Origin of the sequence: Pseudomonas sp. NPDC078700 (assembly GCF_044542375.1) — a bacterium.
GTDB lineage: Bacteria > Pseudomonadota > Gammaproteobacteria > Pseudomonadales > Pseudomonadaceae > Aquipseudomonas.
Map to the genome: position 1 here is coordinate 130,796 of NZ_JBITUI010000004.1, position 12,338 is coordinate 143,133.

The window sequence follows — 12,338 nt, forward strand, 5'->3', positions numbered from 1 at the left end:
TTTCGTTTTTGCAGGTCTGTACCGTGACTAACACCGCCTTTTCATCGCTACCGCTCTCTGCCGCCATGCTGGCGAATCTCGAGTCGCTCGGCTATGCCCAGATGACCCCGATTCAAGCGCAGAGCCTGCCGGTGATTCTCAAGGGTATGGACCTGATTGCCCAGGCTAAAACCGGCAGTGGTAAAACCGCCGCCTTCGGCATTGGCTTGCTCAACCCACTTAACCCGCGCTTCTTTGGCTGCCAGGCACTGGTCATGTGCCCAACGCGTGAGCTGGCCGACCAAGTGGCCAAAGAGATTCGCCGCTTGGCCCGTGGTGCAGATAACATCAAAGTGCTGACCTTGTGCGGCGGCGTGCCTTTCGGCCCACAAATTGGCTCGCTGGAGCACGGCGCGCAGATCATCGTCGGCACTCCGGGGCGCATTCAACAGCACTTGGCCAAAGGGACATTGAAGCTCGACGGCCTCAATACCCTGATTCTCGATGAAGCCGACCGTATGCTCGACATGGGCTTCTACGACAGCATCGCCGAAATCATCGGCCACACCCCTGATCGCCGCCAAACGCTGCTGTTCTCGGCCACTTACCCGAGCGCGATCAAACAATTGTCTGCGGCATTCATGCGCGACCCTCAACGGGTCAAAGCTGAAGCCCTGCACGATGACACGCAAATTGAGCAGCGCTTCTATGAGATCTCCCCCGAAGAGCGCATGGACGCAGTGGTTAAGGTGCTGGCCAGTGCCCGCCCTGAATCTGCCGTTGCCTTTTGCTTCACCAAGCAGCAATGCCAAGAAGTGGTCGATCACTTGACCGCCGCTGGCATCTCCGCAGGTGCCCTGAATGGCGATCTGGAGCAACGTGACCGCGACCAAGTGCTGGCGATGTTTGCCAACCGTAGCTTGAGCGTTCTGGTGGCCACCGACGTGGCAGCCCGTGGCTTGGACATTGACGCCCTCGACATGGTGATCAATGTCGAACTGGCCCGCGATTCTGAAACCCATATCCACCGCGTCGGCCGTACAGGTCGCGCCGGAGCCAAAGGCGTTGCCGTAAGCCTGGTTGCACCGCCTGAAGCACACCGCGCCCAGGCTATTGAAAAACTCCAGCAAGGCGCACTGAACTGGCAACCGCTGAGCAGCCTGAAAGCACTGGGTGGAGAACCGCTGCAGCCGCCGATGATAACCCTGTGCATTGGGGCGGGCCGTAAAGATAAGCTGCGCCCCGGTGATATTCTCGGCGCGCTGACAGGGGATGCAGGTATTCCCGGCACTCAGGTCGGCAAGATCGCGATTTTCGACTTCCAGGCCTATGTAGCCGTCGAACGCAGCCTGGCCAAGCAGGCACTTAAGCGCCTCAACGATGGCAAAATCAAAGGCCGCTCGCTGCGCGTTCGCGCACTCTGAGCCAGTTGGTTCTTAATCTCAGGCCCAACCTGCCTTACTTGCAAGCTTGAAACAAAGCCTAGGCTGCTCACTCTATACCCATCCGATCAGGAAGGAGCAGCCAATGCACCCGTTTAAACTTATGACCGCTTTAGTCCTGCTGACGCTTAGCTCCATAAGCGTTGCAGCCGAGGGCCTAATCAGCCTCAAAAGCCCTTACAACCCCAGCGAAACGATGCAGCGCGTTGAGCAGGCTGTTAGCGCACGCGAGCTGACTGTCTTTGCCAAAATTGACCACAGCGCCGGGGCCGCCAAGATAGGCACAACCCTGCGGCCAACCCTGTTGTTGATTTTTGGTAACCCCAAAGGCGGCACGCCACTGATGCTCTGCGCGCAGACGTCAGGCATTGATCTGCCGCTTAAAATACTGGTCTGGCAAGATCAGGCAGGTCAGGTGTGGCTCGGTTACAACGACCAGGCCTATCTCGCCAAACGCCATGACGCCAGCCAGTGCCCCGTAGTTGCCAAGCTGCAAGCTGTGTTGCAGGCAGTGGCACACGAGTCAATCGCACTTAAAGCACAGTAGTCGATCTCAACCTCGCGATACGCGCATAGCGCCTTCGGGTAATATGCGCGAATTGTGCGCCACTGCTTGGCGCGAAGTTTAGGTTGAGGAAGCTGCTGTGCTCGCTGCAAATGTTGTCATCATCGGTGCCGGTGCTGCCGGTCTAATGTGCGCCCTGACTGCTGCTGGCCGGGGGCGCAGCGTATTGCTACTGGACCACGCCAACAAAGCCGGCAAGAAAATCCTCATGTCAGGCGGCGGGCGCTGCAACTTCACCAATATGTATTGCGAGCCGAGCAACTTTCTTTCCGGCAATCCGCACTTCTGTAAATCTGCCTTGGCGCGCTACAGCCAATGGGACTTTATCGGCTTGGTTGCCAAGCATGGCGTGCCTTATCACGAGAAGAAACTCGGCCAGCTGTTTTGCGACAACAAATCCAGCGACATTCTGCAGATGCTCTTGGCTGAATGCGAAGCCGTCAGCGTCGATCTGCGCCTCGACACATCAGTCCAAACCATCAGCAAGCAGGCAAATGGCTATAGCCTGCAAACCTCGCTCGGTCCCGTGCAATGCGAGTCCTTGGTCATTGCCACTGGTGGGCTTTCCATTCCCACCTTGGGTGCCAGCGGCTTTGGCTATCAGGTTGCCAAACAATTTGGCCATGAGCTACTGCCAACCCGAGCCGGGTTGGTGCCATTCACCATCACCGATCCACAGCTGAAAACGCTGTGCACCGAGCTGTCCGGCACCTCGGTTGAAGACTGTGTAGTGAGCTGCAATGGCACCAGCTTTAAGGAGAATATCCTGTTTACCCATCGTGGCCTGAGTGGCCCGGCGATTTTACAGATATCCTCATACTGGCAACCCGGCGACAGCATCAGCATCGACTTATTACCGCATATCGACCTGCCTGAATGGCTCGCCACCCAACAACGCGAGCGCCCCAATAGCGAATTAAAAACCTTACTGGCTGAGCTGTTCACTAAAAAAATGGCCGGTTTGCTTGCCGATGGCTGGTTTGCCTCTAAACCAATGAAGCAATACACCCCTGGCGAGCTTAAGCACATTGCGGCGGCGCTGTCCGACTGGCAGCTTGTGCCCGCTGGCACTGAAGGTTACCGCACGGCGGAGGTTACCTTGGGTGGCGTCGACACGCGCGAGGTTTCATCGAAGACGCTTGAATCACTGAAGTCGCCTAATCTGTATTTCATCGGCGAAGTATTGGACGTCACCGGCCATCTGGGCGGCTTTAACTTTCAGTGGGCTTGGGCCTCTGGCTACGCAGCCGCGCAATACGTCTGACGAGGCTCCTTAAGCAATTTCGTTTCAAATAAGTGATGCGCCGCGGAACTGCGGTCATGTTGCGCAATCTGCTGTAGTAGACGGAAGAACATCTTAAAAGCCATTGCGCCAGGTAATACGGAGCCGTTGATACTGCGCTCAATTGCGACTCAAGGCTTGGTACTCCCGTCGTTTGTTACCTGTTGAAGAAGCGCCATAGCGTATTTGTAGCAAGAGTGTCTCGCTGACTGCTGTCCGACCTGCACAGGATTGATCGCTACATGACCCAAGACCAAGGACTGATCTTCGCCATTCTCGCCCTAACCATGGGCTTATTTATCTGGGGTCGCTGGCGGCACGACATTGTCTCTCTGGGTGCGTTGTTAGCCTGTGTTATCTGCGGTTTGGTGCCGGACAAAGACGCCTTTGCCGGTTTCGGCCACCCCGCGGTAATCACTGTTGCCTGCGTACTGGTGCTGAGCTACGGCCTGCAAATCACCGGTGCGGTTGATGCCTTGGCGCAGCGGGTAATCCCCAGTAAAGCCGGGCCGATTACAACGATGGCAGCACTCACATGCTTAGGCGCGATGCTTTCTGCCTTTATGAACAACGTTGGCGCGCTCGCCTTGCTGATGCCGATCGCCTTACAGGTTTCCAATAAACAATCCATTCCTCCAGGCAGGGTGCTGATGCCACTGGCCTTTGGCACCATCCTTGGCGGCATGACCACTCTAATTGGTACACCGCCTAACCTGATCGTTTCCAGCTTCCGCGCGAAAACCGATGCAGGCCCATTTGCCATGTTTGACTTTAGTCCGGTCGGCGTTGCCGTTGCGATAAGCGGCATAGCCTTTATTGTGCTGATTGGCTGGCGGCTGGTACCAAAGCGTCAGGTCGGCAACGCAGCCAGCTTTGAAACCGGCACTTACCTCACAGAAGCCCGTGTCCTCAAGGGCGGCAAAGCCATTGGTCAAACCATTCGTGAAGTTGAGCAATCACTGGAGGAAGTCGACGCGCAGGTGGTGGCAATGGTGCGCAACAAAATGCGCCTGTCAGCCCCTAACCCACGACGGGTGCTTGAGATAGATGATGTCTTGGTCATTGAGGCCGAGCCCGAGGCACTGGGCAGCGTGTTGAGCAACCTTGGGTTGACTCTGGAGGCCAGCGATACGGCCAAAAAGAACAAAGAAGCAGACCCCAAAAACGAGCGCGAACCCAGCACCGAAAAAGACAAAAACGAAGCAGAGAATGCAGAGCCTGAGAAAAAGGACAATGGCGAAGCCAGTGTCCTTCAAGAGTTGCTGGTCAGGCCGGATGCGCAACTGATCGGTCATACAGCCAGCGGCACAAGGCTGCGCAGTCGTTACTCAATTAACCTGTTGGCAATCTCCAGACAAAGCCATCGCTCGATAAAACGTCTTCGCTCAACTCAAATCCAGAGCGCTGATGTGCTGCTCATGCAAGGCTTGCCAGAAGACATTGCCGAATTTGCCGCAGACTATGGCTGCGTACCTTTGGCCGATCGCGCCATCAGCATTCCCAACCCAGGCCAGGCCGGATTAGCCATTGGCGTAATGATCTGCGCAATAGCCCTGTCCGCCTTCGGCATATTATCCGCTGCAGTGGCCTTTGCCTGTGGTGTGCTGGTGTATATGGTGATGCGCGTTGTGCCGTTGCGCTCATTCTACGAGTCAATCGACTGGCCGGTGATTGTGCTACTCGGTGCCTTGATTCCGGTGGCTGGAGCGATGTCTTCGACGGGTGCTGCTGACTTACTGGCCCGCCTGTTAATGGAACACATCGCCCAAGGGCAGCCCATTGTGGTGTTAACTGTGCTGCTAATCGTCACCATGACGTTGTCAGACTTTATGAACAACGCAGCCACCGCCGCGGTGATGTGCCCAATTGCACTGAGTTTGGCGAATCAGCTTGGCGTTAACTCAGACGCGTTACTGATGGCGGTAGCCATTGGCGCATCCTGCTCATTCCTCACACCCATTGGTCACCAGAACAACACCTTGATTCTCAGCCCCGGCGGCTTTCGCTTCGGTGATTACTGGCGTCTCGGCTTGCCGCTGGAAATTGTCGTGGTGCTGGTCAGTGTACCGATGCTGCTTTGGGCTTGGCCGCTGTAACGGCCAAGCCCAAGAACACCAGAATCAAAGGTGCTCAAGCACGCTGGCGGCTGAGTGATGCTCCAGGCCAAGCGCCTCGGCCACACTGGCGCAGGTGATCATGCCTTTGGCGACATTCAGGCCGTTGCACAGATGGGGGTTTTCTTCGAGGGCACGACGTGCGCCTTTTTGCGCAAGCTCGATCACGAATGGCAGGGTCGCATTGTTCAGTGCCAGTGTCGAAGTACGGGCAACAGCGCCGGGCATATTAGCGACGCAGTAGTGCACCACATCATCAACAACATAGGTCGGGTCTGCGTGGGTTGTGGCTTTCGAGGTCTGCGCGCAACCGCCTTGGTCAATGGCGACATCCACCAGCACAGCGCCTGGCTGCATCTGCCTGACCATTTCAGCAGTGATCAGCTTAGGCGCTGCGGCACCAGGAATCAGCACCCCACCAATCACCAAATCAGCTGCCAGTATTTGCTCGCGCAAAGTGGAACCTGTCGAATACAAGGTGGTGATGCGGTTACCGTATTGCGAGTCAAGCCGGCGCAAGGCATCGACGCTTTTATCCAGCACCGTGACATCTGCACCAAGACCCACCGCCATCGCCAAGGCATGACTGCCGACCACGCCACCGCCGAGGATTACAACTTTGCCTGGCGCAACGCCCGGTACGCCACCAAGCAAGACACCACGCCCACCCCTGGCTTTCTCAAGGCAGTTTGCGCCGGCCTGTATCGACATGCGCCCGGCAACTTCAGACATGGGCGCCAGCAACGGCAGACGACCCAAGCTATCGGTTACGGTCTCGTAGGCAATACAAGTGGCCCCACTGGCCATCAGATCGTCAGTTTGCGGGCGGTCCGGGGCAAGATGCAGATAGGTAAATAAGGTGTGTTCGGGCCGAAGCCGAGCACGCTCAACTGCCAGTGGCTCCTTAACCTTTACGATCATCTGCGAATCAGCAAACAGTTGATCAACACTGGCCAGTATCTGCGCACCCGCGGCGACATAATCCTCATCGCTAAATCCAATCGCAGCGCCAGCTTGGGTTTCCACCAAGAGTTCATGGCCCAAGCCGGTTAATTCGGCAACCGAATGGGGTGTAAGGCCAACACGGTATTCATGGTTTTTGATTTCTTTGGGTACGCCAATGCGCATAGCCACCTCCAGCAGGTCGGGTGAGTCAGTAGGGTGTCCTATTTAGTTTAGAAAACCTGACGCACCCAACCATCTGAATTAGCCGCTGATTTCAGTTAAAACGCCTGAAAGCTGGGTTAATTCCACACTAATCAGCTTTGTCAGAGCCCTCTGGCAAGCTGCGCGACTCCACCGCGCTGTCCTGACCGAACAACAACTTGCGCGCCTGCGCCGAGAGCAGCGCATCCGGATCAGGGTTGACCTCTTCAACCAAGGCATAAGCACGCTGTACAGCCGGCCGCCCGGCCATACGCTCAAGCCAAGCGGCCATATTAGGAAAGTCAGCAATCTCTTGCTTTTGCCCTTCCCAGGCTTTCGCCCAGGGGTAGATGGCCATATCGGCAATGGAGTATTCGGCGGCAACGTAATCACGCCCCTCAAGCTGGCGATCAAGCACACCATAGAGCCGCGCTGTCTCTTTTACATAGCGCTCGATGGCATAGGGGATCGGCTCAGGCGCATAGCGATTGAAATGGTGGTTCTGCCCGGCCATTGGGCCGAGGCCGCCCATCTGCCAGTGCAACCACTGCAAGACCTCGGTACGTTCACGCAGTGTGCGCGGCAAAAACTGGCCCGTCTTATCTCCAAGGTATTCAAGGATCGCACCCGACTCAAACAATGCCAGCGGCTCACCCGCATCGGCAGGATCATGATCGACAATGGCCGGGATACGATTATTGGGCGCAATTTTTAAAAAATCAGGCGCAAACTGCTCGCCTTTGCCAATATGCACCGGTCGGACCTGATACTTCAGACCCGTCTCTTCAAGGAAGATACTGACTTTGTGACCATTAGGTGTGGTCCAGTAGTACAGGTCGATCATGGGTTAACTCCTATCAGTCTAAACGGCGCGTTTTACGGGGCCGAACTGGGCTTCATACTGCTTCAGAATGCGCTGAAACCAGGCATCAACAGCAGAGCCCGCTGGCCATGGCTGCTCACCTAGGCACCAGGCCCAAAAGAACAAACCCGCGGTTAAGTAGTCAGTACCTGCTGGCTGGTCACCATCCAGATATGGCTGCTTTTCAAGCCAAGCCTCAAGGGGGGCAACTGCCGGAACAAACGCATCAATACCGGCCTGCCTGTCGGCAAAGGCTTCCAAGGTCATGCCAAGGGCTTGTTCACGGCTGCTGCGAAAGTAGTCTTTATCTGCCTCATCAATTGCCGCGAATACCCGTGGCACCAAGATCTTCAACAGCGGCATGCGCACGGCCGTGAAAATGAGCTTCTCCAACAAGCGCGCGCGGTTAGCAGCCAGGCTGTCACCCAATAGGGTTTTCTCAGGGTAAGTGGCGTCCAGATACTCAAAGATGGCCACACTGTCGTTCACCACTTTTTCACCATCACGGATGACCGGCACAAGTTTTTGACCCGAGCACGCCAGCGGCTCTTTGTCGATAAAACGCAGCGCGCTACCGCTAAATGGCAGACCTTTATGCGCCAATGCCAGGCGTACTCGCCAACAATATGGCGAGAATAAAACCTCTGAATCAGCACCTCGTAGCTCGAATAATTCCAACATGCCCAGCTCCTTATTTAAGGACCACTCAGTCCATATTTTTGCAAAAAAATTAGCGCAATGTGCCCATGACGTTATCGACGGTTGATTCAATTTGCTGGGCCGACAGGCCTGACTTCACCTGCGTACGCAAACCACTGATGACACATTGCAGGAAAAACCCCAAGGCTTCGGTGTCGGCCTGGGCACTCAAATCGCCCTGAGCCTGAGCCCGCTTAAGCGCAATGGTTAACACCTGTGAAAAGCCTTCAGTGGCCCTTTTCACCTGGTGAACAACAGTGGGCTGATTCAGTGAAAACTCATTGGCCACATTAACCAGCATGCAACCGCGGGGGATGCCATCCAGACCATCGTCATCAAGCACGCCGATCAGGCGAGCGCGAATGTACTCAAGCGGCGAGGCCGACTGCTCAAGCAACTCAAGCAGCAGCGCCTGGCGGTTGTGGCAGTAATAGGCGAATGCAGCTTCAAACCATGCCTGCTTGCTGGGGTAGGTTTGATAAAAGCTACTTTTCGACAAGCCGGTTGCACTGAGCAAGTCCTGCAGCGATGTGGCTTCATAGCCGCGCTGCCAAAACACTTGCATGGCACGTTCAAGGGCTTGCTCGGGGCAAAAAGATTTAGGGCGTCCACGATTCATTTGCGTATTTAGAACCGATCGGTTCTAAATTTCAAGTCCAGCTCGTTTCAGCCTGTTGATTGCGCCATGGAGCACCCAGAATGCGATACTTGTATCGCTTAGCCCATAGCACTCGTCATTAGTGATCCGTTAATCTGCAACCACTTATGCAGCAAGGCCAGCCGATGACTCGCCCTTCAGTACGCCAATCTTTGCGCCGCCTTTGGGCATTGGACAAATTTAGCTACAGCCTGCGCGTTTTTATCGCACTGAGCGGGATCCTCATCCTGTGCTGGTCGCAAGACCAAATGCATGCACTCATCCCACTGTTTCTTGGGGTTATCGCCAGCGCCTTGGCTGAGACCGATGACAGCTGGCAAGGCCGACTGACCGCACTGCTGGTCACCCTGTGTTGCTTCAGCGCAGCCGCGCTTACGGTTGAGTGGGTCTTCCCCTACCCCTGGTTATTCGCTGCAGCACTGGCCGCCTCCGCCTTCTCGCTGACCATGCTCGGTGCCTTGGGTGAACGCTATGCAACCCTCGGCTCCGCCACCTTGATTCTGGCGGTTTACAGCATGATCGGCGTGGAGCAACGCGGTGGTGCCAGCGGTTCTATCCTGCAGCCTTTACTCTTGGTTGCCGGTGCCGCCTGGTACGGTTTGCTCTCGGTGATTTGGCACGCGATATTTTCCAATCAACCGGTGCAAGTGAGCTTGGCCAGGTTATTTCGTGAGCTGAGCCGCTACCTGAAGCTTAAGTCAGCGTTATTCGAGCCATTGCGTCAGCTTGATGTAGAGGCGCGAAGGTTGGCGCTGGCCAAACAAAACGGTCAAGTCGTCGCCGCACTCAATGCCACCAAAGAAATAATCTTGCACAGAGTGGGTAATGGCCGCCCAGGACGCAAAGTCAGCCGCTACTTAAAACTCTACTTTCTCGCCCAAGACATTCATGAACGCGCCAGCTCCTCGCACTATCCCTACAACGAGCTGGCCGAGGCCTTCTTTCACAGCGATGTGATGTTTCGCTGCCAACGCCTGTTGCGCCTGCACGGCGAGGCCTGCGAGCGGCTGGCTGAAGCGGTCGAGCTGCGCCAGCCATTTCTGTTTCGCGAGCTGTGCAGCCAAGCCCTGAGCGATTTGCATGATTCGCTTGAGTACCTGCAACAACAAGCCAATCCAGCACGGCGTCATTTACTACGTTCGCTCAATGCACTGGCCAATAATCTCGGCACCCTGGACAATTTGTTCAGTAATGCCAGCAACCCAGATGCACTGGCTGACGAGCAAGACAGCAGTTTGCTTGACCGTGAACCGCAGTCATTCAAAGAAGTGCTCAACCGCTTTCGCGCTCAGCTCACGCTTAACTCTTTCCTCTTTCGTCACGCCTTACGCCTGGCGATTGCGCTGACGGTGGGCTATGGCGTGCTCAACTGGATTCACCCTGCTCAAGGCTACTGGATCTTGCTGACCACGGTGTTTGTCTGCCAACCCAACTATGGGGCCACGCGGCGCAAGCTGGTGCAACGGATTGGCGGCACGGTGCTCGGTTTGTTGATTGGCTGGGCACTGTTTGATCTGTTCCCAAGTCCCCTGATCCAATCGCTGTTTGCCGTGGCAGCCGGTGTTGCCTTCTTCGCCACCCGGACCAGCCGTTATACCTTGGCAACCGCTGCTATCACCCTGCTGGTGCTGTTTTGTTTCAATCAGGTGGGCAACAGCTATGGGCTGTTTATTCCGCGCTTGGTGGACACCTTGCTCGGCAGTCTAATCGCCGGTTTGGCGGTATTTTTGATTCTGCCGGATTGGCAAGGCCGCAGCCTCAACCGCATGGTCGCAACCACGCTGAGTTGCAACAGCACTTATCTACGCCAGATTATCCAGCAGTATGCCCAAGGCAAGCGTGATGACCTGAGTTACCGGCTGGCGCGACGCAACGCGCACAATGCCGATGCGGTGCTGTCGACCACTCTGGCTAACATGCTGATGGAGCCGGGGCACTTTCGCAAAGAGTCTGATATGGGCTTTCGCTTTTTGGTGCTGTCGCACACCCTGCTCAGCTATCTCTCGGGTTTAGGCGCACACCGCGGCGAAATTCAGCTCAATGAAAACCAACACTACCTACTCACCAGTGCCGAGCAACTGGCGGCCAGTCTCGATGAAATTGCCAAAGGGTTGATTGAGAAAACCGGGGTAGCGATCCATAGCGACGCCGAAGAGCAACTTGCCCTTGAGCTCGAACAGATCCCCGAGGAGTTGGACGACCAGCAGCGGTTGGTCCAAACCCAGCTCGCACTCATTTGCCGACAACTGGGGCCAATTCGCACCGCGTCAGCGCACCTGCTCAAAGGCGTTAAAACCCCAAGCTAAGCCTGCACGGCCGTTATCTGCGTATAGCGCCACTCACAAAAGCTAGGCGAGCCTTGCTTTGGACGCCTGCGCACGACGGCGAATGGTCAGATCGATTTTTAAGCAAATGGCTGCCAAGGCTAAAAAGCCAATACCCAGTGCAGCGCGGGTAACATCTGTGCCGAACAATTCAGACAACCACTGCGCGATTGCTGAAGGGTTGCTCGCCAGCAGTGCGCCCAACGGCACCACTACACCTAAAAAACAAAAACCTATTGCACGTAACAGATCCATCAAACATCCTCCGGCTGGGCATCTCCAGCGCAGTCTTTTATGCGGTGAGTCACGATGACATAAGCCTGGGGCTGGAGGAACAGCCCCAGCACTAGACCTTGGTTCAAGATGCCGTATTTCCGTTACCCTGAGCGACTGTTCCAAGCCCTTTATTTAGTAGCCAAACCTTATGGATAAATCATTGCTGCAACACCAGGTGCTAGCGCGCCTTGAGGCAGATTTGCAGACGGCGGTGCATGCAGCACAAGTGGCCCATGAAACCGCGACCCATGAAGAGAATATTGCCGAAAATAAATACGATACGCTGGGCCTTGAAGCGGCCTATTTGGCCACGGGCCAAGCACGCAGGGTTGCAGACATCCGCCAAACTATTGCGAACTGGCGGCAATTGCAGCTTCGCCCTTTTGCTGAAGAATCCGCTATCGCACTCGGCGCACTTATTTGTCTGGCGGATGAACAAGGTCATGAACAGCTACTGCTGCTAGGCCCTAACGGCGCAAGCATGAAACTGCTGCATGATGGGCAGGCCATTCAGGTCATAAGCCAAGATGCACCGCTCGGTAAAGCCATGTTTGGCAAAACGGTCGGGGACGACGTCAGCTTGAAAATTGCCAATAGCACGCAACACTTCGAGATTATGTGGGTCGAATAACTATTCCACCTTTTAGGCAGCCTTATGTGAACTGCCGCATTTGTCTCAGTGCAGCGCCCCTATTTATTACCGGAGAACATCATGGAACAGCCTGTTCACGATCTTCCATCACTGTTTGCCCAACTGGGTTTGGACAATGACCCGGCGAGCATTGACGCTTTTATCAGCACCCACTCCCCCCTACCAGAAGACTGCGTGCTGGCCGAGGCGAGTTTTTGGAACAAAGCCCAAGCGGCCTTTCTACGTGAAGAGATACGTGAAGACGCCGACTGGGCCGAAGTCGTTGATCAACTGAACTTGATGCTTCGCGGCTAGCCCTGCAAATTACCACCACGACCAACAACAGCTAAAGCAATGCTG

The 12,338-nt window shown here is 55.6% G+C and carries 12 protein-coding genes; 7 read left to right on the forward strand and 5 right to left on the reverse strand.

Features of this window, described 5'->3' with window-relative positions:
• Positions 1-23: 23 nt before the first annotated feature.
• From dbpA to ACIGCM_RS14775, 4 genes are all read left to right on the forward strand, one after another.
• Positions 24-1,403, forward strand: a complete 1,380-nt coding sequence (dbpA, locus tag ACIGCM_RS14760; protein WP_397502841.1) for an ATP-dependent RNA helicase DbpA — start codon at positions 24-26, stop codon at positions 1,401-1,403.
• Positions 1,404-1,506: 103 nt separating this feature from the next.
• Positions 1,507-1,968, forward strand: a complete 462-nt coding sequence (locus tag ACIGCM_RS14765; RefSeq protein WP_397502842.1) for a DUF302 domain-containing protein — start codon at positions 1,507-1,509, stop codon at positions 1,966-1,968.
• A 97-nt stretch (positions 1,969-2,065) separates the two neighbouring features.
• Entirely contained in the window at positions 2,066-3,250 is a 1,185-nt protein-coding gene (locus ACIGCM_RS14770) for an NAD(P)/FAD-dependent oxidoreductase (protein WP_397502843.1), read from the forward strand.
• Between the two features lie 260 nt (positions 3,251-3,510).
• Positions 3,511-5,364 carry an SLC13 family permease gene (locus tag ACIGCM_RS14775; protein WP_397502844.1) on the forward strand — a complete coding sequence of 618 codons (1,854 nt, stop codon included), beginning with the start codon at positions 3,511-3,513 and terminating at the stop codon, positions 5,362-5,364.
• 24 nt (positions 5,365-5,388) lie between these two features.
• Here the strand turns inward: ACIGCM_RS14775 and ald are convergent, their stop codons facing one another.
• The 4 genes from ald to ACIGCM_RS14795 all read right to left on the reverse strand — a co-directional run bounded on the left by ald (position 5,389) and on the right by ACIGCM_RS14795 (position 8,654).
• Positions 5,389-6,510 carry an alanine dehydrogenase gene (ald, locus tag ACIGCM_RS14780; RefSeq protein ID WP_397502845.1) on the reverse strand — a complete coding sequence of 374 codons (1,122 nt, stop codon included), beginning with the start codon at positions 6,508-6,510 and terminating at the stop codon, positions 5,389-5,391.
• A 127-nt stretch (positions 6,511-6,637) separates the two neighbouring features.
• Positions 6,638-7,372, reverse strand: coding sequence for a glutathione S-transferase N-terminal domain-containing protein (locus ACIGCM_RS14785; RefSeq protein WP_397502846.1), 735 nt, complete (start codon positions 7,370-7,372; stop codon positions 6,638-6,640).
• 18 nt (positions 7,373-7,390) lie between these two features.
• Positions 7,391-8,071, reverse strand: a complete 681-nt coding sequence (locus ACIGCM_RS14790) for a glutathione S-transferase N-terminal domain-containing protein (RefSeq protein ID WP_397502847.1) — start codon at positions 8,069-8,071, stop codon at positions 7,391-7,393.
• Between the two features lie 49 nt (positions 8,072-8,120).
• The gene (locus tag ACIGCM_RS14795) at positions 8,121-8,654 is read right to left on the reverse strand and encodes a TetR/AcrR family transcriptional regulator (protein ID WP_397502848.1); all 534 of its coding nucleotides are present in this window, start codon (positions 8,652-8,654) and stop codon (positions 8,121-8,123) included.
• A 218-nt stretch (positions 8,655-8,872) separates the two neighbouring features.
• On the opposite strand from ACIGCM_RS14795, the gene yccS reads away from it, so the two are divergent.
• Positions 8,873-11,053, forward strand: coding sequence for a YccS family putative transporter (gene yccS / locus ACIGCM_RS14800; protein WP_397502849.1), 2,181 nt, complete (start codon positions 8,873-8,875; stop codon positions 11,051-11,053).
• Between the two features lie 42 nt (positions 11,054-11,095).
• On the opposite strand, the gene ACIGCM_RS14805 is transcribed toward yccS, so the two are convergent.
• The gene (locus ACIGCM_RS14805; protein ID WP_397502850.1) at positions 11,096-11,326 is read right to left on the reverse strand and encodes a hypothetical protein; all 231 of its coding nucleotides are present in this window, start codon (positions 11,324-11,326) and stop codon (positions 11,096-11,098) included.
• 169 nt (positions 11,327-11,495) lie between these two features.
• Between ACIGCM_RS14805 and ACIGCM_RS14810 the strand changes: the two genes are divergently transcribed.
• Both ACIGCM_RS14810 and ACIGCM_RS14815 read left to right on the forward strand, forming a co-directional pair.
• Positions 11,496-11,978: a GreA/GreB family elongation factor gene (locus tag ACIGCM_RS14810; protein WP_397502851.1), complete on the forward strand. Its 483-nt coding sequence runs from the start codon at positions 11,496-11,498 to the stop codon at positions 11,976-11,978.
• A gap of 81 nt (positions 11,979-12,059) precedes the next feature.
• Positions 12,060-12,293 (forward strand): DUF2789 domain-containing protein, encoded by a 234-nt coding sequence (locus ACIGCM_RS14815; RefSeq protein ID WP_397502852.1) that lies wholly within the window; start codon positions 12,060-12,062, stop codon positions 12,291-12,293.
• Positions 12,294-12,338 lie beyond the last annotated feature (45 nt).

Coding starts and splice junctions, on each gene's coding strand:
- ACIGCM_RS14765 (WP_397502842.1), top strand. CDS start 1,507: ATGCACCCGTTTAAACTTATGACCGCTTTAGTCCTGCTGACGCTTAGC.
- ACIGCM_RS14775 (WP_397502844.1), top strand. CDS start 3,511: ATGACCCAAGACCAAGGACTGATCTTCGCCATTCTCGCCCTAACCATG.
- ald (WP_397502845.1), bottom strand. CDS start 6,510: ATGCGCATTGGCGTACCCAAAGAAATCAAAAACCATGAATACCGTGTT.
- ACIGCM_RS14785 (WP_397502846.1), bottom strand. CDS start 7,372: ATGATCGACCTGTACTACTGGACCACACCTAATGGTCACAAAGTCAGT.
- ACIGCM_RS14790 (WP_397502847.1), bottom strand. CDS start 8,071: ATGTTGGAATTATTCGAGCTACGAGGTGCTGATTCAGAGGTTTTATTC.
- ACIGCM_RS14795 (WP_397502848.1), bottom strand. CDS start 8,654: ATGCAAGTGTTTTGGCAGCGCGGCTATGAAGCCACATCGCTGCAGGAC.
- yccS (WP_397502849.1), top strand. CDS start 8,873: ATGACTCGCCCTTCAGTACGCCAATCTTTGCGCCGCCTTTGGGCATTG.
- ACIGCM_RS14805 (WP_397502850.1), bottom strand. CDS start 11,326: ATGGATCTGTTACGTGCAATAGGTTTTTGTTTTTTAGGTGTAGTGGTG.
- ACIGCM_RS14810 (WP_397502851.1), top strand. CDS start 11,496: ATGGATAAATCATTGCTGCAACACCAGGTGCTAGCGCGCCTTGAGGCA.
- ACIGCM_RS14815 (WP_397502852.1), top strand. CDS start 12,060: ATGGAACAGCCTGTTCACGATCTTCCATCACTGTTTGCCCAACTGGGT.